The 22,001-nt window shown below is 33.0% G+C and carries 19 protein-coding genes, 1 pseudogene and 1 riboswitch; of the genes and pseudogenes, 7 read left to right on the top strand and 13 right to left on the bottom strand.

Annotation, left to right across the window (positions count from 1 at the left end; all coding sequences use genetic code 11):
* Positions 1-4: 4 nt before the first annotated feature.
* Both ACP3TL_RS12885 and ACP3TL_RS12880 read left to right on the top strand, forming a co-directional pair.
* On the top strand, positions 5-682 hold the full coding sequence (locus ACP3TL_RS12885; protein WP_069818127.1) for an ABC transporter ATP-binding protein: 678 nt from the start codon (positions 5-7) through the stop codon (positions 680-682).
* 464 nt (positions 683-1,146) lie between these two features.
* Positions 1,147-2,073, top strand: a complete 927-nt coding sequence (locus ACP3TL_RS12880; protein WP_069832729.1) for a VOC family protein — start codon at positions 1,147-1,149, stop codon at positions 2,071-2,073.
* A 77-nt stretch (positions 2,074-2,150) separates the two neighbouring features.
* Here ACP3TL_RS12880 and ACP3TL_RS12875 read toward each other — a convergent pair whose 3' ends face one another.
* From ACP3TL_RS12875 to ACP3TL_RS12815, 13 genes are all read right to left on the bottom strand, one after another.
* Complete coding sequence (locus ACP3TL_RS12875) at positions 2,151-3,134, bottom strand: choloylglycine hydrolase family protein (protein WP_069832730.1); 984 nt, start codon at positions 3,132-3,134, stop codon at positions 2,151-2,153.
* 150 nt (positions 3,135-3,284) lie between these two features.
* Positions 3,285-3,821 carry an anaerobic ribonucleoside-triphosphate reductase activating protein gene (nrdG, locus tag ACP3TL_RS12870; RefSeq protein ID WP_069818118.1) on the bottom strand — a complete coding sequence of 179 codons (537 nt, stop codon included), beginning with the start codon at positions 3,819-3,821 and terminating at the stop codon, positions 3,285-3,287.
* The gene (gene nrdD / locus ACP3TL_RS12865) at positions 3,818-5,683 is read right to left on the bottom strand and encodes an anaerobic ribonucleoside-triphosphate reductase (protein WP_277575674.1); all 1,866 of its coding nucleotides are present in this window, start codon (positions 5,681-5,683) and stop codon (positions 3,818-3,820) included. The genes nrdG and nrdD overlap by 4 nt, the downstream gene beginning before the upstream one ends.
* 141 nt (positions 5,684-5,824) lie before the next feature.
* Positions 5,825-6,826 (bottom strand): ThiF family adenylyltransferase, encoded by a 1,002-nt coding sequence (locus ACP3TL_RS12860; protein ID WP_069832731.1) that lies wholly within the window; start codon positions 6,824-6,826, stop codon positions 5,825-5,827.
* Complete coding sequence (locus ACP3TL_RS12855) at positions 6,823-7,590, bottom strand: thiazole synthase (RefSeq protein WP_069818115.1); 768 nt, start codon at positions 7,588-7,590, stop codon at positions 6,823-6,825. The genes ACP3TL_RS12860 and ACP3TL_RS12855 overlap by 4 nt, the downstream gene beginning before the upstream one ends.
* A 1-nt stretch (position 7,591) precedes the next feature.
* A complete protein-coding gene (gene thiS, locus ACP3TL_RS12850) occupies positions 7,592-7,792 on the bottom strand; it encodes a sulfur carrier protein ThiS (RefSeq protein ID WP_069832732.1) in 201 nt (66 codons plus the stop codon).
* Complete coding sequence (locus ACP3TL_RS12845) at positions 7,770-8,894, bottom strand: NAD(P)/FAD-dependent oxidoreductase (RefSeq protein ID WP_069832733.1); 1,125 nt, start codon at positions 8,892-8,894, stop codon at positions 7,770-7,772. Before ACP3TL_RS12845 ends, thiS begins: the two co-directional genes overlap by 23 nt.
* On the bottom strand, positions 8,887-9,480 hold the full coding sequence (locus ACP3TL_RS12840) for a thiamine phosphate synthase (protein ID WP_277580066.1): 594 nt from the start codon (positions 9,478-9,480) through the stop codon (positions 8,887-8,889). Before ACP3TL_RS12840 ends, ACP3TL_RS12845 begins: the two co-directional genes overlap by 8 nt.
* Positions 9,481-9,538: 58 nt before the next feature.
* Positions 9,539-9,647: riboswitch (TPP riboswitch) on the bottom strand.
* Positions 9,648-9,811: 164 nt separating this feature from the next.
* Positions 9,812-11,308, bottom strand: a complete 1,497-nt coding sequence (xylB, locus tag ACP3TL_RS12835) for a xylulokinase (RefSeq protein WP_285325853.1) — start codon at positions 11,306-11,308, stop codon at positions 9,812-9,814.
* 167 nt (positions 11,309-11,475) lie between these two features.
* Positions 11,476-12,399: an AEC family transporter gene (locus ACP3TL_RS12830; protein WP_285325855.1), complete on the bottom strand. Its 924-nt coding sequence runs from the start codon at positions 12,397-12,399 to the stop codon at positions 11,476-11,478.
* A 741-nt stretch (positions 12,400-13,140) separates the two neighbouring features.
* Positions 13,141-13,689, bottom strand: coding sequence for a DUF4064 domain-containing protein (locus ACP3TL_RS12825; protein ID WP_069832737.1), 549 nt, complete (start codon positions 13,687-13,689; stop codon positions 13,141-13,143).
* Between the two features lie 156 nt (positions 13,690-13,845).
* Positions 13,846-14,307 carry a MarR family winged helix-turn-helix transcriptional regulator gene (locus tag ACP3TL_RS12820; protein ID WP_069818108.1) on the bottom strand — a complete coding sequence of 154 codons (462 nt, stop codon included), beginning with the start codon at positions 14,305-14,307 and terminating at the stop codon, positions 13,846-13,848.
* Positions 14,308-14,334: 27 nt separating this feature from the next.
* Positions 14,335-15,768, bottom strand: a complete 1,434-nt coding sequence (locus ACP3TL_RS12815; RefSeq protein ID WP_285325857.1) for a YhgE/Pip family protein — start codon at positions 15,766-15,768, stop codon at positions 14,335-14,337.
* A gap of 515 nt (positions 15,769-16,283) precedes the next feature.
* Between ACP3TL_RS12815 and ACP3TL_RS12810 the strand changes: the two genes are divergently transcribed.
* From ACP3TL_RS12810 to xylB (ACP3TL_RS12790), 5 genes and pseudogenes are all read left to right on the top strand, one after another.
* Positions 16,284-17,165, top strand: coding sequence for an ABC transporter ATP-binding protein (locus tag ACP3TL_RS12810; protein WP_069832740.1), 882 nt, complete (start codon positions 16,284-16,286; stop codon positions 17,163-17,165).
* A 4-nt stretch (positions 17,166-17,169) separates the two neighbouring features.
* Positions 17,170-17,922, top strand: coding sequence for an amino acid transporter (locus ACP3TL_RS12805; protein ID WP_069832741.1), 753 nt, complete (start codon positions 17,170-17,172; stop codon positions 17,920-17,922).
* A gap of 391 nt (positions 17,923-18,313) precedes the next feature.
* Positions 18,314-19,450: an ROK family transcriptional regulator gene (locus ACP3TL_RS12800; RefSeq protein WP_069832742.1), complete on the top strand. Its 1,137-nt coding sequence runs from the start codon at positions 18,314-18,316 to the stop codon at positions 19,448-19,450.
* Between the two features lie 144 nt (positions 19,451-19,594).
* Positions 19,595-20,505: pseudogene (locus ACP3TL_RS12795) on the top strand (apurinic/apyrimidinic endonuclease family protein).
* 5 nt (positions 20,506-20,510) lie between these two features.
* Positions 20,511-22,001, top strand: coding sequence for a xylulokinase (gene xylB, locus ACP3TL_RS12790; RefSeq protein WP_069832743.1), 1,491 nt, complete (start codon positions 20,511-20,513; stop codon positions 21,999-22,001).

Here is a 22,001-nt window from a genome sequence, read left to right as displayed (position 1 = left end):
ATAAATGCTAGAATTTAAAAACGTCACTAAAAGCTTTAAAGATGGGAATCAAACAATTGAAGCTGTAAAACCTACATCTTTGAAATTTAATAAAAATGAACTGATTGCCATTATCGGACCCTCTGGTTCTGGAAAAAGTACATTCCTAACAATGGCCGGCGCATTACAGACGCCCACATCTGGTGAAATTATCATCAATGATAAACAAGTATCTCAACTTTCGCTGAAAGAATTAGCCAAAACGAGGATGCAAGAAATCGGTTTTATTCTTCAAGCTACGAATCTTGTGCCATTTCTAAATGTAAAACAGCAATTTAAGTTACTACAAAAACAGAAAAAAGATGTGCTAGACGAAGCAAGTTATAACCAACTTGTTAAGCAACTTGATATTGCGGTGCTTGAGAATAAACTCCCAAGTGAAATATCTGGCGGACAAAAGCAACGCGTTGCAATTGCTAAAGCACTTTATACAAAACCATCAATTATTTTAGCTGATGAACCAACCGCTTCATTAGACACGAACAATGCAATGGAAGTAATGAAAATTTTAAAAGAACAAACGATGGAACAAAACAAAACTTGCATCGTTGTTACGCATGATGAACGACTAACTGAGTATTGTGATAGTGTATATCACATGGAAGATGGTATGCTTACGCTCACTCAGGACAACAAAGCATAATAAAATCCCTTCATAGTATTCACATTTAAGTGCATATTTATGAAGGGATATTTTTATTTTAATTAATAATTAAAATCATATAATTAAATTTGTGATTAATATTAAAATAAGACCTACCACAGATAATATAGATTCTAGTTAAAAATAGTAGTGATTTAGGACGACTCCTGACTAGTTAATAAAGAAATAGCTAAATGCTACATATTAGGGCTGTGTCAGAGGAAAACATACAAAAATCCCCAACAAAGTTGAAGTTTTTATCATTTCTACGCTATGTGAAATTTCCTTTAAAATATCAAGATATAATATGTATTACTTATAATAGTTCACAGTTATTGCTTTTTTTCCACTTTCGACATATATTATAGATAACTAGTATACTTTTTATACTACATCGGTTTATTTTCTTTTAAATAGGTAATGAGTATTAAAACTAGAAATTATCATAATGCGGGGGTACACATATGAATATTGTCGGTCATCATCACATTTCAATGTATACAAAAGATGCTCAAATAAACAAAGACTTCTACACTCAAATATTAGGATTACGCTTGGTTGAAAAATCTGTGAACCAAGATAATCCAACTATGTATCACTTATTTTTCGGTGATGAAATTGGCTCTGTCGGTACGTTACTAAGTTTTTTTGAAATTCCAAATGTAGGTAAGAATCGTCCTGGTACAAATTCTATACATCGTTTATCACTACTTGTTCCAAATGAAGCTGCACTATCTTATTTCAAGTCACGTCTCACAGATGCTAATATTACGACAACTGATATGACATATTTAAATCAGCCAGCACTATTATTTAAAGATGTCGATAATCTAGAAATCGTATTGCTTGTTAACGATGATTATAAAATTCCCACAACTTGGAGAAAAAATCCTTATACGGATGTTCCTGTACAACATCAAATATTAGGTATGGGACCCGTTGAGCTTAGAGTACGTAAAGCTCAACCAACCATCGATTTTTTAAAAAACGAATTAAATTACGCACTTCGTCAAGACACTGACGAAACAGTTATGACATTAGATCAAGAAGGTTTGTATACTGATTTTGTAGTTATTGAACAACAAGGGGAACGTGCGCGTCCTGGTCAAGGATATGTACATCATATCGCCGTGAACACACCAAAAGATTCAAATTTAGAAGCCGTATTAAATACAATCAATCATAACCCAGGAAATAATAGTGGCATTATAGACCGCTACTTTTTCAAGTCTCTTTATTATCGACATAATAGTATTATGTATGAATTTGCAACTGCCTCACCTGGATTCACGGTTGATACAGATATTGAAAACCTAGGAAAACAACTCAATTTGCCAGATTTTATGGAAAACCAAAGAACAGAAATAGAGTCTAAACTACATGATTTATAAAAATAAAATGGAGCAACGACATTAAGTAGTCATTGCTCCATTTTCATTAATATTCCGCTTCAAGTCATCGTTACTTATTAATTCAATTTATTGGTAACTAAACCTTTAGCTGTTTCAAAAACAGTAATATCTTTTTTTGTGATGAGGTCTTCAGTTAATTGCAATTCAGTTATTTGGTTTGTATCGTACCATTTAACATACATTATGCGTGTTGTTAAATTGAACACAGTTTGGTAAAGGGTATAATGCAATTCTCCATTTTCATCAAGCACAGCACCTTTAGGGATACTAATGCCATCTAATAATTTGAAAGCATCCAATACATCATACTCAGGTTTGTCACTGTTTATAAGATGATTTTTTAAAAATACAGTACGCACGAATCGCTCTGGTGCTGTATAGCCACCTGGCAAACCATAAGTGCCCCCTTCATTTCCTAAAGATTTTAGCGGTTGCCCCATAAATGTACTTTCCTGTGGTTTATGCGGCGTAATATTTGCATAATTTCTTAAATTTTCATAGTGCCAATTTAAATCTGGGTTATTCGTTAATACACCGATTGGATTTTCATTTATGATGACACGACCATCTTGAAAGGTAAGCTCGACAGATCTGCCTGTATCATCAGAAATGTGATAATGCAGTGGTGGAACTTCCGCAATTTCATTTACTACATGCGCCACCACATTGACTGATTTAGCATTTTCGATTAAATCCTCAATATCTTTATTATAGCCAAGTATCCATGTAATAATTTCGTTTTGGCTAATATTTATAAAGCCTTCTCGTACTTCAGAAGCATACGATGCATAACCTCTAAAGTACTGTACGGAAGCACCTACGCCGTGTTCATTCACGCCGTCTCCAAATACAAAGCCTGCCATATCACTGCCTGCTCCGATAAAACCATACAACGTCTCACCTTTATATCCAACACGCGATTCCCAATAAAAATGACGTGGTTGTACTGCAGGTTGTCCGTCCAAATGATAGACAAAATCCATTGTACGCCCTAAAATCGCCTGGTTACTTTTTGATAAGAATGAAAATCCGGTACACATTCATAATCTACTCCTTTACGCTATGCTCAATCTCTATCTATAGTGATTACATTCAGTTTCTTGTTCCTCTCTATATTAGGAAACTTCTTACTATATTAATACTAATTCGCTTGCGTAACCGAGTTAAAATATTAAAAACTAAGTTCTTTTTTAATTCGTAATATATTCACATCGTTTGCCTGTGCTCAATGAAGTTGGTACATCAATAATGCGTTGATTTAATGAACCTTTATAAGGTAAGTTCGGTTGAAACAAATGATTGATAAAAGGCCCATCTACTAATACATCGATGAGCTCAAGTAATGCCCTTCTCTCAGCAGTATCTTGAACTAAATATTCATATAAAAATCCTGTCCATACCCATAACGATTTGGAATTACCAAAACGTTGTCTCAATACTTGGGCACATTTTAAAGTAATATCTACATTACAGAAAGGTTCGCCACCTAAAATGCTTAAACCTGAAATATAATCTGGTTCGCAATAATTCATAATTTCTTCTAAAATCGAGTCATTAAAACGCTCTCCGTATCTAAAGTTTTGAGCAGCTTTGTTATAGCAATTTTTACAAGCAAAAGGACAACCAGAAACATACATACTGCATCTCACCCCTTCGCCATCAACAAAGCTCTGTGCTTCTATTTTAGCAATGTAACCTTGTCCCTTAGTAATTTCTAAGATTTTCATAATGTCGTATCTTTCAAGTGTTTAACGCGTGCACACATTTCTTTATGACGACCTTCAATTGTCGGGCGTTGTACAGGATTGCCTAAATAACCGCAAGTTCGTTTAACGACATCTACAGTTGTTGGGTCATCATTACCACATTCAGGACATTGATAACCTTTAGCTGTTGTTTTGAAATCTCCTTTAAAATCACATTTACGACAATGGTCGATAGGAATATTCGTCCCTAGATAACTCACCTTGTCATAGGAATAATCCCACACCGCTTCCAAAGCTTTCAAATTATGATTGAGCTTTGGATATTCGCAATAGTGAATATACCCACCGCTTGCATACACAGGATAATCTTTTTCAAAATCAATTTTCTTAAATGGTGTAATATCTTTACGTACATCATAATGGAATGAATTTTGGTAGTAACCTTTATCTGTAATATCAGCAACATCCCCAAATTTTTCTCGATCTAATCTGCAAAATCTATCTGTTAAAGATTCGCTCGGTGTACTATAGATGCTGAACCACACATCGTATTTTTCTGTCCAACGCAGTTGATAAATTTTCATAGCTTTTAAAATAGCTAACGTAAATGCTTTACCTTTGGATTTACTTTCCCAATTCGGACCAAAGAATACTGTAGCCGCTTCATATAAACCGATATAACCCATAGATAATGTTGCACGTTGACCTTTAAATAGGTCCATCACATTATCATTGTCTGTTAAGCGATGCTTAAATGCGCCATTTTTATATAAAATAGGAGCATTATCAGGTGTTGCTTCTGCTATTCGCTCTAAACGATACACTAACGCATCATGCATGATATTCATACGTTCATGGAATAATTTCCAAAATAGTTCTATATCACCATCAGATTCTAATGCAATACGTGGTACATTGAGTGTTACTACTCCAAGATTACATCTACCATTATTTTCATATTCACCTGCTTCATTTTTCCATGCTGGTAAAAATGAACGGCATCCCATCGGCGCTTTGAAATCACCTAGCAATTCCACAGTTTTATCATAATTTAAAATATCTGGGTACATACGCTTTGTAGAACATTCTAAAGCAAGTTGTTTAATGTCATAATTAGGATCTGATTCACTGAAATTCACGCCTTTTTTAATGGAAAATACTAATTTAGGAAAAATTGCGGTAATGCGGTCTTTACCTAAGCCTTTAATACGCGTTTGAAAAATTGCTTGCTGAATCTTACGGCTATATTTATCTATACCGAGTCCAAAACCAAGTGTTACAAATGGCGTCTGTCCATTAGATGTATATAAAGTATTTATTTCATACTCTAAGCTCTCAATAGCATCACCTATATCTTGTGTCACTTGATTATCCACATATGTATCAATATCCGCTGCATTCACAAATTTTTCTGCAACTTTGCGGTGTTTTTGCTCATTAAATTGAGCGTACTTACTTAACAATTCATCTACTCTATCAATCGTGCAACCACCATACTGACTACTCGATACATTCGCAATAATCTGTACTAACTGCGCAGATGCTGTTTGAATCGATTTCGGTGAAGTCACTGTTGCGTTACCTATTTGAAAACCATCTTCTAGCATACTTTCAGCATCAATTAAGCAACAATTCGTTAGCGGTTGAAAAGGATGATAATCTAGATCATGAAAATGAATATCTCCCTGTTTATGTGCTTCAGCCACATGCTTTGGAAGTAAATAGTCCAGTGCATATGATTTAGAAACGACCCCCGCTGTTAAATCTCTCATTGTTGAAAAAGTAGAACTATCTTTATTGGCATTTTCATTAACTACTGTAGGATCTTTAGTAATAAGATTTTTTAAATTCGTTTCAAGTTTATTCATATTATCCCTCTTCACTATATATTGTGTTTTATTTTAATTTATAACACTATATATAGTGATTCAAATATGAACATCTACGTTAACGAATTTGTCATATATTTTTAAACATTTCATGAACTTTAGTTTGTTTTTGCAATAAATGCATTAGCTCATTTATCACTTTAAGTATTTTAGAAATTCTTCATATAATGCTACTGCTTGGCCTTCATTTCCAATACCATACACGTTCATTCTGCCGTCTTTAAATAGCGTTATTTGATAATCTCGATAAGATATCATTTTAGCGAAATGATTACTTTTCATAACTTTCACTGGAAGTAAATCTGTATATTTAAATATTTGAGGAGTAAATCTCAGTAGAAATACATTACCGCACTGTTTTTCAATAGAATTTGGTTGAGCCATGTTGAGATATTCATAATTTCCTTCGTTACAGATAGGGCAGTTACTATTTTTTAATGAATCTATATTGAGTGTTTTATATTGCATCGTAAAGCAATCCATCGTTGTTAATTTTTTAGAAAAACCTTTTCCAGACAGCCACCTTAATAACTCTGAGACTTCCATGCTTGCCACTTGATGAATCACTGGAGGAAGCACACCGTTTATTGCGCAACTTTCCCCTGTAGATGGCGTCGTACTAAGCATACATTTTAAGCATGGCCCCTGATAATCAATGGCATATACTGTGCCCTTACTGCCTACAGCTGCACCATAAATCCATGGCACACCTAATTTATGACAAACTTCATTAATCAAATATCTAATCGCAAAATGATCCATTCCATCTAGAACAATGTCAGGTTGATGTTGACAGAGTAATGCTTCAATATTTGTATTTGTAATCTCTTGATATAACGCCTGTACTTGAACTTCACTATTAATTTGTCCAAGATGCACTTTTAACGCTTCTACTTTAGGCAGCATTTGCGTGGCATCTGCTTCAACATAAGTAGCCTGTCTGTGTAAATTGGATTGTTCTACAATATCCATATCGATAATAGTGAGCTGACCAACGCCCATTCGAGTTAACAACTCTGCACATTGGCTTCCAAGCGCACCTGCGCCCATAATCATGACATGTGTCTGTTGCAATTGTGCTTGTCCATATTTACCAAATGCTTCATAACGCATTTGTCGATCATAGCGTTGTGTCATAGGAATCCTATACCTTTAGTAGGGCTCGAAGCTTGTGCTGTGTATTTCACTGGTATTCTTCCCGCTTCATAACTCAACCTACCTGCATTAATACCTAATTTCATTGCTTCGGCCATTTTCACTGGATTTTGTGCACTAGATATTGCCGTATTAAGTAAGATACCATCTGCACCGAGTTCCATTGCATGACAGGCATCTTTAGGAGAACCGATACCCGCATCAACTATGACAGGAACATTTACTTTTTCGATAATATAACGTAAATTCAAAGGATTATTAATACCTCTGCCCGTGCCTATCGGTGATGCGAGTGGCATAATGGCATGCACACCTAAATCTTCTAATCGTTTTGCTAATACCACATCATTAGAAATATAAGGGCAAACTGTATAACCTTTATCTAACAAGATTTCACAAGCTTTATACGTTTCTAACGGGTCGGGCAATAATGTTTCATCGTCTCCTATAACTTCTACTTTAATCATGTCACAGACACCTGCATGATTTGCGATTTCAGCTATGCGGACTGCTTCTTCTGCTGATTTGGCACCTGCAGTATTAGGAAAAGTAATGAATTTAGTTAAGTCTACTTTCGCTAATGGATTGGGTAAATTTTTATCGTATAAATTCATTCGACGTACTGCAAAGGTCAAAACCTCTGTCCCGGACGCCTCGATTGCTTCCGTTTGTATTGCTTCACTATCAAATTTCCCTGTACCTAATAATAATCTTGAATTCAACTTAAATTCTCCTATATTGAACATGTTATCCGCCTCCTACAAATTCTAATAATTCCAAACGATCTTCATCCGTAACCTTATGCTTTGAAAACTGTTCTCGCTGAATTAATTGGTCATTATGTTCCACAATCATACGTGTTTCATCCAAATCTAGTTCTTGAATCACTTCCTGAATACTTAATGTCTTATCAAAAGTAAAGTTGTCACCATTTATAATGCACTTCATTGGTCTTACCCCTTTCAATTATAAAATCTGCAAATTGTTCCGGCTTACGATCATACTGAATCCAATTGCTCATCCATTTTCCAACGTAAGGTGATAATAAAATGCCATTGCGATAATGTCCTGAAATAATAAATAAATGTTTAGCTACTTCATCCATAATGGGTTTTTCACCTGAGGTATAAGGTCTAACGCCTGACCATTGATTGATTAATTTACCTTCTCTTAATTTAGGAATATGCGTCGTAGCCTGTTGTAACAACCATTTTTCCCCTAATTGTGAGACGCCTACTGAATAATCATCAAAGTAACTTGTAGCTCCAATTAAATAACGATTTTTCATTTTCGGAACAACGTAACAACCATTTGTAGTAAATAACGTTGTTTCTAAAGACAGATTTGGATGCTCTACAAGTAACACTTCACCTTTAACTCCTGTAACACTACTGTTTGGCATGTAGCGGCTCAATAATTTCCCACCCCAAGCTCCTCCAGCGACCACTACCTTTTCTGCAGTTAACACATCTGTATGAGTTACCACACGATAGCCTGGATTTAATGGTGTTATTTCACTAACTTCTGTGTTGTAAATACGGTGAATGCCACGTTGTTCTAACGATTTTAATAATGCTTTCGTGTATTTATTGGCATTGATTTGATTATCATTCGGTATATACATCGCGGATAAATTGTCTGATATTACGTTGCCATTCGTTCTTTGTTTCAGTGACTTTGCAGGCAATAATTCCACAGCTCGGTTGTATTGATGCAGAAATTTGTATTGCTTTTCAACACTTGGGTTATCATCAATACTGCTTGCGAGTTTAATTAAACCACTATCCAGATATTCAATATCTAGGCCTACCTCATCTAGCAAACTATCCCTCAGTGGCTCGAACATTTCTTGAGCCTCTCGCGCTATATGAAACAAATCACTGTCTTCAGTAAATTCATTTTGAGCACCAAGCATTCCTCCAGCTTTAAATGAAGCATGTTTCCCTGGGATATCACGATCTATCACAGCAATTTTGATATCTGATTTACTTAATTCTCTTGCGATCGACATACCCATTACACCGGAGCCAATGATTATGACATCATACATACGTCTTCCAAGCCTCCTTCAGCTGTTTGATTTCATTTATGTTTTGTTGCGCAAAAATGGAAATCCCTGCAATTCCTTTGAATCCATTAGGTAGCCCTTTTAAAGTTTGTGTATTGATACCACCTAACGCGATAATTGGGATATTGAATTTTAACGCTTTATTTATTTCATTTTTTGTTCTTGGATGTTGATTCGGTTTAGAACTGGTTTTAAAAATATGTCCATATAAGACAAAAGCTAACTGTAATGCTTCTGCTTGCGCTATATGTTTTGTGTCGTGTGTAGACATACTGACTTGGATGTCAGGATGATTATATTTAAAATCCGCTATGCGTTCATCTTTTTCTTTAAAATGAATCGCACGTAACTTGCATCGTGTTAATACAGTTAAATTGTCATGAATAATTATTTTACTTTTAGGAAAACCGGATTGGCTAAGCAAATTAACCCAATCAATCAATTCAGTCGTCTCCATTGGTGTTCTGATAATTAAATAATCTATAAACTGCGCTATATTGATATACTGCTTAATGTCTACTGAATTTAAATACTTATACTGTGTAATTGCTATAAACAATGTTTTCACTCCAAAAAAAAACGTCATTTTTCTGGTAAGAAAAATGACGTTGGATTAACGAATTCGCATGTTTATAACGCCACTTTCCTACGCCAGTACAAACTGGATCAGGTTCAAGGAATTCCCAAGTTACTACTTCGGTCTCAGCCTTATGCAAGGCACTTCCAGTGGTTATTTAAGCTATTTAATTTTTTATAATAATTATTAAATATGTGTTGAAGAATTATTACATACAACTTAACCTATTCCATTGATTATTTCAAGTGGTATTATAATTTAAGTTGATTTCTAAGTGTTAAAGTCGATACTATTACTTATTTTTAAATAATTCAACTTGTAACTATGTTTTAGCTTTAGAAATTTTTAGTAAACCAGCTGTAAGGCTTTGAGTTTGTCGATATACACTTTGATATAAATCAAAATACAGCATATATTGTTTGTGCTTCTCACTATCTGGTTTAAAAGATTTTTCATAACGTATAAATTGCTTTGTAGCCGCTTCGATACTTTCATACCATCCTAGACCATATACAGCCAAGATTGCTGCACCCATACAAGGTCCTTCTTCATATTTCAATTTACTAATTTCTGTATTAAATATATCCGCTTGTAATTGCAACCAAAAGTCGCTTTTTGCACCGCCACCGATAGACACGATATGTTGAATATCTTTACCACAATCACGTAAATACTTTATCGACTCGAATAAAGAAAAGGTTATACCTTCAATAACTGCCCGTGCCATGTCACCTCTACTGTGTAAGGCGCTTAAACCTATAAAGCTCCCTCTAATGTTGGAGTCCCCATGTGGCGTACGTTCTCCCGATAGATAGGGTGTGAATAATAATCCATTACTGCCAACCTGTGATTGGCTTGCCATAGTAATAATTTCATCATAGCTTAAATGTCCTAATATATTTCGGCGTAACCACTGCAAACTGTCTCCAGCAGCAAGTGTCACGCCCATAACATAAGACATATCTTCTAATGCATGATTAAAGTAATGCATATTTCGGCGATATTCCGTATGTTTTTCACTTTCACATGATAAAACCACGCCTGAAGTGCCAATACTGCAGAGTGTTTCATTCGTTTTAATCATTCCCGCACCAAGCGCTCCACATGCATTATCACCACCGCCTGCTATAACAGCCACTTGCGCATTTAGTCCGAGTTCTTTTGCTATCTTGTCGTCCATATAGCCTACTAATTTATATGAAGCTACAAGTTCAGGGTAAATATTATGAACACCAAATTGTTTACCAATATTTTCATCCCAAGCTTTGCACTTATGATCAAATAATAATGTACTCGAGGCATCTGAATATTCCATATTTAACTTGCCAGTTAATTTGAATCGAACATAATCCTTAGGTAATAAAAACACTTTAGTATTGCACCAATGTTCAGGTTCATTTTCCTTTATCCATAATAATTTCGTAAGTGTAAAACCTTCTAATACAGGATTATCTAACACATAATCACCTAGTTTTTCTTTAATAACTTCACATTGAGGTGTAGTCCTTGTATCGTTCCAAAGAATGGCATTTCTTAGGGGTTCTTCATTATCGTCCAATATCACCAAACTATGCATTTGTCCTGAAAGTGATAGTCCGCTAATATGTATATGCTTAACTTCATCTGTCACCATTAATCGCTTAATACATCGTTTAGTTGCTTCAAACCACGCTTCTGGATGTTGCTCATTAAACCCATTTTGTGGCTGTATGATATCTAGAGATTCGCTTGCACTCTGTAAAACTTTACCTTGTCTATTTACTGCTATTACTTTAACGGAGCTTGTTCCAATATCGATACCTAACACTGCATCAGTCAATTTAATCGGTCCTTTATAAATAGATTTTAAATTTTTATTTCGTAATATGTGATATACGACCTATTTATAACACGTTCGATAAAAAAATCAAAATTCTAAAAAAAAGGGAACGGAACAGAAATCAAAATTTGATTTCGTATTCCGGCCCCCAAATGTTGACTAGATATTTAAAATAGAATTCTAGAAAAATAGATGACGATGACTACTGTTACTGCACTTAGTAATGTTGATAAGAAGACCAATTGTGCAGCAAGTTCTGGATGGTTATCATATTCTTGTGCAATAACTGAACTATTTACCGATGTTGGCATAGCAGAAGCAATAAATAACGTTTGTGCAATCACGCCTTCTAAACCAAGTAACTTAATAATCACTAAAGCAATGAGTGGGCCAATAACTAATCTCACAATTATATAAATATAAGAAATTGACCATTTAAAGCTGAATTTAATATTCGCAATTTGAGCACCTAGCAATAATAACGCAACAGCAATCATTGCATCCGCTACGTAATTTGCTGGCGTCCAAATAAATTCTGGGATTGGCACATTATTATAATTTAAAATAATGGCTAACACCAAAGCGTATAAAACTGGCATTTTAAAATATCCAAGTAACGCCTTTAATTTCCCAATTTGCAATGACTGAATCGCAAAAATCCCGTATGAAAAAGTGAATATATTTTGTAATGACAACACAATAACCTGCACCGACATAGTCAATGGATCGCCCTTAAAAACTAAATCATTAACTGGAACGCCGTAATTACCTGAATTGAAAAACAGAATACTATTCGTCAGCGTTGTAGCTTCCCCTTTATCTGTTTTACGAATAGTAGACAACAGTTTACCAATGACATATAGGACGATCATATACAAAATAAAGAAAATAACTATGTAAAATAAAAGCTTTATAGCAAAGTCTGTTTTATAAAACTTCACAAATATAAAACCTGGAACAAACACATATATATTTAATTTAGCTAGTGTTTTTAAATCTAAAGTGAATTTCTTTTGTAAAATAAATCCTAAAAAAATCATGATAAAAATAGGTAAAAGTACAGTTTGTAAAATATACAACATTTCACTCATTATATGCCCCCTTTGTTCAAAATCATATATGAATTAGACTTATATAAATTAATTATTATAGTTTATCATAGCAGAATATTAATTATTTTACCGTTTGTCTGACTAATAAAATCTTTTTCATCCTTACATTTACGTAAAAAAATAAAACAACAAATTGTTTCACGTTAAACAATCCGTTGTTTTATAAATATTTTATGTATGGAATTTCATTTTTAGGCTTCTGAAATCCAGGCTCTTTTTAACTTGGTCATCTGGAACTTTGAATAGCTAAAACGCTATAATTTCCACATATTGAGTCGAGAATTAGACTTCCACTAGCCTTCCTTCACTCAGAGGTAAGCCTAACCTTCAACTAAATTGCTGATTTCACGAAGAAATTAGCTCTATTTTGTAATTAAGCATTCTAAGATTAGTGTTTCTTTCCAATACTTAATATATTATTTTTTGCGATTTCTTTTTTTCTCTTCTAACACTGACATCACTATAAATCCAACTACCAAAATAGGTAATAGCATTCCAATTACCATCATCATATTTTTCACCCCATTTTAATATCAGAAAATAGCCCTGATAACAATTAATTTAATTGAATAGCTCTTTATTAAAATATAACATATTTTTTACGATTTTATGAATGTGAATATGACTATAATATGTCTATTGTATTTGTAATTTGAAAAACCAGATTCCCAATCATCTGGAAACCTAGTTTGTTTTGGTTTATTTAATTGTCGCGTTTAATTAGTATTTATATGGATCATTATGATCTTGTTTCGGTTTTCCATCTAAATCATCAAAGTCTTTTAAATCTTGATCTTGATTAGAGTTAGATCTTTCATATGGCTCATTCACTGCGTCTTGCTTATTGTCATTATACATTTCACCATGAATCGGTTGTTTTGGTTTTCTTACTAATAACATAACACCTGCAACAATCCATAACACCGCATTTATCCAGTTTCCTAAGAATGAAATGACACCTACTAGAATAAGTAAGATTCCTGCTGCCTTAGCTTTTTTATTTATTAGAATAGCTCCAATGATTGCAATGATTAAAATTACTATAGATAAAACCAAACCTGCTGTTAATAAACTACTCAACATACCGAAGATATTTGTACCATCTTCATATGAGAAGCTTGGATCATCTGCCATCATTTGTTGGATGACTGTTTCTTTTACCTCATTGTTACCTATCATTGGTATGAAAACTGCGATAAGTACTACACCAATTAATTGCAATGCAATACCTATCCATGTGAGTACGCGTTCAGTTGTTCTTTTTATCATAATCGTGCGCCTCCTATTTCTATTTATTCGCTTCAATTACAATGCTAATTATACTAATTGTTAATATTTAAGTCTATTCATTCTAAACAAAATATGTTTGAAATAATTAATAATATAATAACAAAAAAAGCTCGCATTGTATGCGAGTCTTTTTTGTCAGTTTTTATGTGCTTTAAATGCGTCATTAAGTCGCGCCAATTGGTCTACAAACTCATGTACTTCATCTGTTGTGAATTTGTCACCTATACGTTCTTTAACAGCTTCAATCATAACTGAATTTGCCTTTTTTAAAAAAGTCTCCCCTTCTGTACTGAGTTTAACTAATTTAATACGTTTATTATCTGTATAGGCTCTTTCAACGTAGCCCATTTCTTCTAATTTAACGATACGTTTAGAAGCTGCCGTTTTAAATATATTTTGCAACATTGCAAGTTCATTAATCGTCACTTTACCTTCAGTTTGTATTATTCTCATTGCTTCAATTTGTTCTCTTGATAGAAAATTACCTAAACCTGTTTCCTTAATCATTTCTACAATTTCTTTATTTAAATGCAACATAACAAACTGAAATTTGGTAATGGCCTCTTCTATCGTTTGATTGATGTTTTCATTTTCCATACTTTTCACCCCTATATTGCTTTAGCTTTATTTAAATTCCACTGAAAACGGAACTTTTTCTCTCTTGTTAAACCATAATAGTACTAAGAATTGTAATAATATCATTCCAACAATAATAGCACTTAATAGTATTACAATGAAACTAAAGCTAAAGTGGCCAGCATTGGTAAAGATTGCTTCTCTATATCCTTGAATCGCATAGGACATTGGAGAAAATGGATGAATCCATCTAAAGAAACTGTCTGAAAGTTCAATTGGGAACATACCTTCACTTGAACTCAATTGTAATATGAGTAATAAAATGGATAAGAATAATCCAATTCTATCCAAGAATAACGCTAAGAATGATGTAATCGTTATTGCAGCAATAGCCCATAAGAAGGTCACTAATAGGAAATGGCCTACGTTGTCAATCGACATGTTGAATGCAAATATAACCCAGCTACTCATAAACAATGCTGATAAACTACCTTGTAGTAGATAAAGTAATAACTTACCAAGCGCTTGTTTAGTTGAGGAAACACCTTTGTTTAATGTTTTTCTCAAAGGATAAATCGCACTAAATGACACTGCTCCAACAAATAAACTTACACTCGCCATATAAGGTACAATTGTTTCGCCATAATTGCCAGCCTCAGTAGGATTATTTTCATTTGTTTTTGTCACATTATTTAATGCTTTTTCATTGTCATCTTCAAGTGAAACATCTTGCTGACTCGTGATTGCTTCATCTAACTTAGCTTGTAATTGATCATTATTTTCCTGTAATTGATTTAAACCATCAGTAACTTGGTCATTACCTGATAATAATTGCTGTGCAGGTTGACCTACGGCTGGGACTAATTGTTGTAAGCCATCACTGACTTGCTGATTACCATCAATTAATTGTGACTCTGCATTAGACATTTCGCCAAGTGCGTCAGATGTATCTTGATAACCGTCTTGTGATTTTTTCGTACTCTCAAATATTTCAGTTAAGTAATTTTCACGAATGTCATTTTTAATTGTGTCTGTTACTGTATCAATTGCTTTCTGAGCAGTTTGACTACCCGTGTAACTTGACCCCGGATTAACTTGCGTTTCTAAATTAATTTTTTTAGGATTTTCATCTAGTAATGTCGTTGCATTTTTAGATGCGTCTTTAGGTACAATAATTGTTCCGACACTATTACCTTTTTCCAATTCATGTGCAGCTTTTTTCTCGGAAACTGCTTGAAATTTAAAATCCTCATTATCTTTTAATTCATCTACCAAATCATCGCCAATTGTTATTTTTTCACCATTTAATTTGGCTGATTCGTCTTGATTTACAATAGATATTTCCAATTGATCTGTCTTATCATAAGGGTCCCAAATTGATCCTACAAATAGTGCCACATAAATTAGAGGGATAAGCGCTATGGCTATAAGAGATACAATCAACATTTTATTTCTAAATATAAATTTAAATTCATTAAACATTTACTATCTACCTTTCTTTTTTTAAAAATGTATACCCCATGTACTATTAGTTTGAAAATAATCCCAAACGCTATAAATATTACGTTATGGAGCGTGTTAATCCTTGAATTCGTCCATTTTTTTAATATGTGGCGTGTTTTTATTTATACAGTACACCCCATGTACATTTTTATATAATACGCTCTTGAAAATAACTTGTCAATCATAAAATATTAGCGAAATCTAAAAATATCTCTATGGTAGCTTAGCTCAGTTTAATAGAAGTACATATTGATATTTCTAGGTTGCGTTTTATTCTGAAAAATATATAAATTTGATAAATTAATTGCATTCATCATACATAATTTGTTCATAAAATATGTATTTATATATATTGACCACCCCTTATATATTCATTATATTAACCTTAAACATGTTATTTATAGATTAATACTAGTTAAGTAAACTTAATTTTATCTTTTATTCTCAATATCATGAAACCTGATATTTTTATTATACAAAGGGAGGTAGTAATTATGCTTGAAATAGATAATCTTTATAAACGCTTTAAAGATTCTGAATTTAATGTGCTTGATGGTGTTTCTTTAACGATTAATAAAGGCGATATTATTGGATTAATCGGTAAAAATGGCGCTGGTAAGACTACATTAATGAAAATTATTGCTAAGTCTAAAAAACCAACTTCAGGATCTATCACTTTAAATGGTATAGATATTTTTAAAAATAATAACGTTATGAAAAACGTAGGCATTATGATTGATACAGTTTATTTCAAACACTTTTCCGCCAAAAAAAATTTAATTTACTACTTAAAAGTAAATAATAAGGAAAAATATCTTGATAATATCGATAATGTTCTAGAACTTGTTGGACTTGCACATACTAAAAATAAAAAAGTGAAAGACTTTTCCTTTGGTATGAAACAAAGGTTATCTTTGGCGATGTGTTTACTAGATGAACCTGAATTAGCAATTATGGATGAGCCATTTGTTGGTCTCGATCCTGACGGTGTTAAAACGCTCATTAGCGCTTTAAGAACATGGGTGGAAGAAAGAAACATTGCACTTCTTATTTCAAGTCACCAGTTAAATGAATTATCCGAGGTTTGTGATAAATTCGTGATTATAAAAAATGGCAAACTTCATCATATTGATTACAACAAAGACCAAGCTTTAAAAATTGTAGTTAAGGAACAAATTTATCCTGAGCATAGACAAGAATTATTAGACCTATTTACAACAATCAAAAATATTTCTATGAATGAAATTTCTATTGAAATCGATTCTGCGGAGTATAACGATATTATGAAATATGTAGTTAATCATTACACATTAATAAATACAGTCAGCGAACAAGATAATTTATATCACCATTATGATGAATTTGAAAGGCAGTGAGAAAATGCTTACTAAACATATATTTTGTAATATATCCACTCGCAATTCAGCTTTAATTTTTTACTTAATTGCACTTTATCCATTTTTATATTTAATTACACTCATCCTCCCTACTAACTTTATGCAAATTAATGGAGAAACAAATGGACTCACCGGACTAGATTTCTATTATGGCGTTTTAGCTGCTCAATCACAATTTGCTGTACCATTAATTTTAGTTACATATTTTATTAGTTTTCTTTTTTATGAAGAATATGAATCTGGTCGTTTAATTTTTTATAAAGATATTAGCCGTACATATCTCTATAACTCTAAAATAGCTGCTTTATTATCTATGTATGTTATTTATTTCATCCTATTGTTCATTGCTTCTCAAGTTTTATATTTTACATACATTATTAAATTCAATTATGCTTCGGGAGATTTTTTATCATCTTCTGCGAGTATTAACTACAGTGATATTTTAGGCATTATAGGTGTCTATGGGATTACATTAATAGCTGTTTTCTTTGGAATCATGTTATCTATGAAACTCTCAACAGGTTTTAACATACTTGGCGTCGTGATATTATTAATGATAATGTCTGCTGCCCCGCTCATTCATGGATTTAAATACTTCTTTCCTAACAGTTATGAAGAAGCAAATAATATCAATGAATTCTTTACTAAACTCGTAATTATTATTTTAATAACACTCGTTTACTCTATCTTATGTTATCTCGCAGGTTTAAAACTGTTCAAACGCTTAGAATATTAACTTAAAACATCACAATGAATAATTGGTTATAATGTATTTTTAAGAATGACAGTGATTTGAGCCGGCTCAAAGTACTAGCTGGATACTACAAGACTGTGCCCGTGGAAAGCGTGCATATAATGATTGCCAACAAAGTCGGAGATCTTGTCGACACTATAAAATCATCTAAACATTTAAATGTTTAGATGATTTTTGTGTTTTATCTTATCTTCAATTACCATTTTTTAAATCTCTCTACTATAATATATAATATAAGACATGTATCACTAATATTACTCGCTAACATAACTTTATCTATAATCTATAACTTTGGAGCAATGTGTTACACTGTTGTAATATTAGACAAAAATCGCATTTAAACCCTGTTTAAACTTATATGAGGTAATAAAAAATGGAAAATAATTTAAAAATCAGTATGAACGAAAGACGCGTATTAAAACAAATCTTCAACAATCATAATATTTCACGCACTCAAATATCTAAGAATTTAGAAATCAATAAAGCTACTATTTCTAATATATTAAACGCTTTGAAAAAGAAATCCTTAGTCATTGAAGTGGGCGAAGGTAATAGTACGAAAAGCGGCGGACGCAAACCAATCCTCCTAAAAATCAATAAAAATTATGGTTATTATATTTCTATGGATTTAACATATAGCTCTGTAGAATTAATGTACAATTATTTTGATGGTACCGTGTTAAAACATGAATCATATAGCTTACCTGACAAAAAAGTGAGTAGTATCTTGGCTATATTAAAAACAAATATACCTACTTCTGAAAGTTATGATACTTCCTATGGCTTGTTGGGTATGTCTGTCTCAATTCACGGTATTGTAGATCACAATCAAGCTATTATTCACCTTCCCTTCCATGAAAGTGAAGGTATTTCCATTACAGATGAGTTAAGATCACTGACTCAAGTTCCAGTAATTATTGAAAACGAAGCAAACTTATCAGCAATTTATGAAAGAAGCATCCATAGTAATTCAGAAATGAGAAATTTAATTGCTCTAAGTATTCACAAAGGCATTGGTGCAGGTTTAATCATCGATAAAAAATTATATCGTGGCTCTAATGGCGAAGCTGGCGAAATCGGTAAAACGCTCGTACTTCAAAGCGATGAAACATACAACACAATTGAAAATATTTGCTCCCAAGAAGCATTAATTCAAAGTATTAGTAATCAATTTGAACGAAATATATCACTTCCAGAACTTATTGAACTTTACCATCAACATAACGATATTGTTATTCAAGAAATCGAATATTTTACAACCAAAATTGCAGTATTAGTTCACAATTTAAATACACAATTTAATCCGGATATGATTTATGTTAACTGCACATTAATCAATGAATTACCTGTTATTTTAGATTCGATTAAAACACAGCTAGATCAATATTCGACTCACTCCGTACAACTCAACCTTACTACGAATGTGAAACACGCAACCTTATTAGGTGGCTCAATCGCAATTATGCAGAAATTATTAAACATTGATGATATTCAATTAAAATCTAACTAAACAAACACACCCTTTTACATTTTTGTAGAGGGGTTATTTTTTGAAATATTTTAGAAAGCGTTTACAAAAATAATTTTCCGTGCTATATTATCTCTAAAGTTAGTTTGTTTAATAAACTAACCAACTAGTTATAGGAGGATTATCATGACATATTTCAATATTGATAAAGTAAATTACGAAGGACCTAAATCAAATAATGTTTTTAGTTTTAAATATTATAATCCCGAAGAAAAAGTAGGCGACAAAACAATGGCAGAACACCTAAGATTTGGTGTGGCTTATTGGCATACATTTACAGCTGACTTATCTGACCCATTCGGCGTTGGTACGGCTGAACGTGATTGGGATAACTTAAACGACATGGACAAAGCTAAAGCAAGAGTTGATGCGATTTTCGAATTTATGGAAAAAACACGTATTGATTATTTCTGTTTCCACGATATAGATATCGCTCCAGAAGGTGAAACATTAAAAGAATCTAATGAAAATTTAGATATCATTGTAGACCTTATTAAAGAAAAAATGGATCAAACTGGTAAAAAATTACTTTGGAATACGACAAACAACTTTACACACGAACGTTTTGTACATGGTGCAGCAACTTCTTCTAACGCTGAAGTTTTCGCATATGCCGCTGCAAAAGTTAAGAAATCATTAGAAATCGCTAAAAAGTTAGGCGCTGAAAACTTTGTTTTCTGGGGCGGAATGGTGGTTTAAATCCAGGCGGTTTAAACTTTGATGCTAAACCGAGAAGAACTTCATTCAAACAAGAAGATTTAGTTTTAACGCATATCGCTGGTATGGATACATTTGCACTTGGTTTAAAAGTAGCACACAAAATGATTGAAGATAATTTCTTTGAAAACATTGTAGATGAAAAATATAAATCTTTTGCTGAAGGTATTGGTAAAAAAATAGTTGAAGGTAACACTTCATTTAAAGAATTAGAGGAATATGCTTTCAACATTAATGAGATTGATAACACTTCTGATCGTTTAGAAGTAATTAAAGCTCAAATGAATCAATATATTTTAAACATTAATAATGGAGACTGATAAAAATGACTTATGTAATCGGTATAGATATTGGTACAAGTTCCTTAAAGTCTATTGTTGTTAATAAAAATGGAGACGTTGTAGATTCATACAGCGTCTCTTATCATACGCTGCATCCTAAATCTGGATACAGTGAAATGAATCCAGATTTATGGTATGACGCAACAATTGAGAGTTTAAAACATTTATTAAACAAATATGCACAAAAAGAAATCACTGGTATTAGTTTTTCAGGTCAAATGCATGGCCTAGTGGTTATTGATCAAGCTGGTGCAGTCATTAGACCTGCTATTTTATGGAATGATACACGTACTTCTAATGAAGTTGATGAAATCAAAAATAAATTAGGTCTCGACGCACTACTGAAATTCACACAAAACACTGTATTAGAAGGATTTACATTACCTAAACTAATGTGGCTGAAAAATAATGAAATTGATAATTACAACAAAATCCATAAATTCATGTTGCCAAAAGATTATATCGTTTATAAATTAACTGGCAACATTTTTACAGAACCTTCAGACGCTGCAGGTACAATTATGTTTAGCGTGAAAGAAGAAAATTGGTCTACCGAACTACTAAATAGTTTAGATATTGACGCATCTATTTGTCCAGATATCATTGCTTCTCATCAAAAAAGTGGTCAATTAACTGAAGATGTGAAAAAAGCTTTAAATATCGATTGGGATATCAATGTCTATCAAGGGGGCGCAGATAACGCATGTGGCGCTTTAGGCTCTGGTATCACAGATGAACAAAAACAATTGGTAAGTATTGGTACTTCTGGCGTCGCACTATCTATTGAAAATAATGCTGACTATGAAAATGATGGCAATGTGCATTACTTTAATCACTGTGTACCTGACCAAAAATACATTATGGGGGTTACTTTATCCGCTGGTTATAGTCTGGAATGGTTAAAACAACTACTAGACCCTGATGCAGATTTTGCTGCATTCTTAAAAGCGATTTCTGATTCTGATGTTGGATCTAATGGATTAATGTACACACCTTATTTACTCGGTGAACGTACACCACATAATGACGCGGCAGTTAGAGGCAGCTTTATCGGCTTGGATGCGAATACCACACAACTCGATATGAAACGTTCTGTTATCGAAGGTATCACATATTCTATAAATGAAAGCATTCAAATTATGAAAAACAACGGTATTAACATTAAGGAAATTGTTTCTATCGGGGGCGGCGCAAAAAATCATGAGTGGCTCCAAATCCAAGCAGATGTTTTCGATGCAGCAATTACCACAAGAACTGAAGAACAAGGTCCAGCTTATGGTGCAGCGATGTTAGCCGCCATGGGTGAATCGTGGTTTGATACTTTCAATGAAATGAGTCAATCATGGATTACATATAATCAAAAAGTATCTCCTATTGAAGAAAATAGTAAATCATACCACAACTTATTTGATATTTATAAAACAATCTATGACGCTACACAACCAGTAACTCAAAAACTAAGTAAATTTAAGTGA

The sequence above is a fragment of the Staphylococcus caseorum genome, from assembly GCF_049943195.1.
Taxonomy (GTDB): domain Bacteria; phylum Bacillota; class Bacilli; order Staphylococcales; family Staphylococcaceae; genus Staphylococcus; species Staphylococcus equorum_A.
This window is presented reverse-complemented; position numbering and strand designations above follow the sequence as displayed.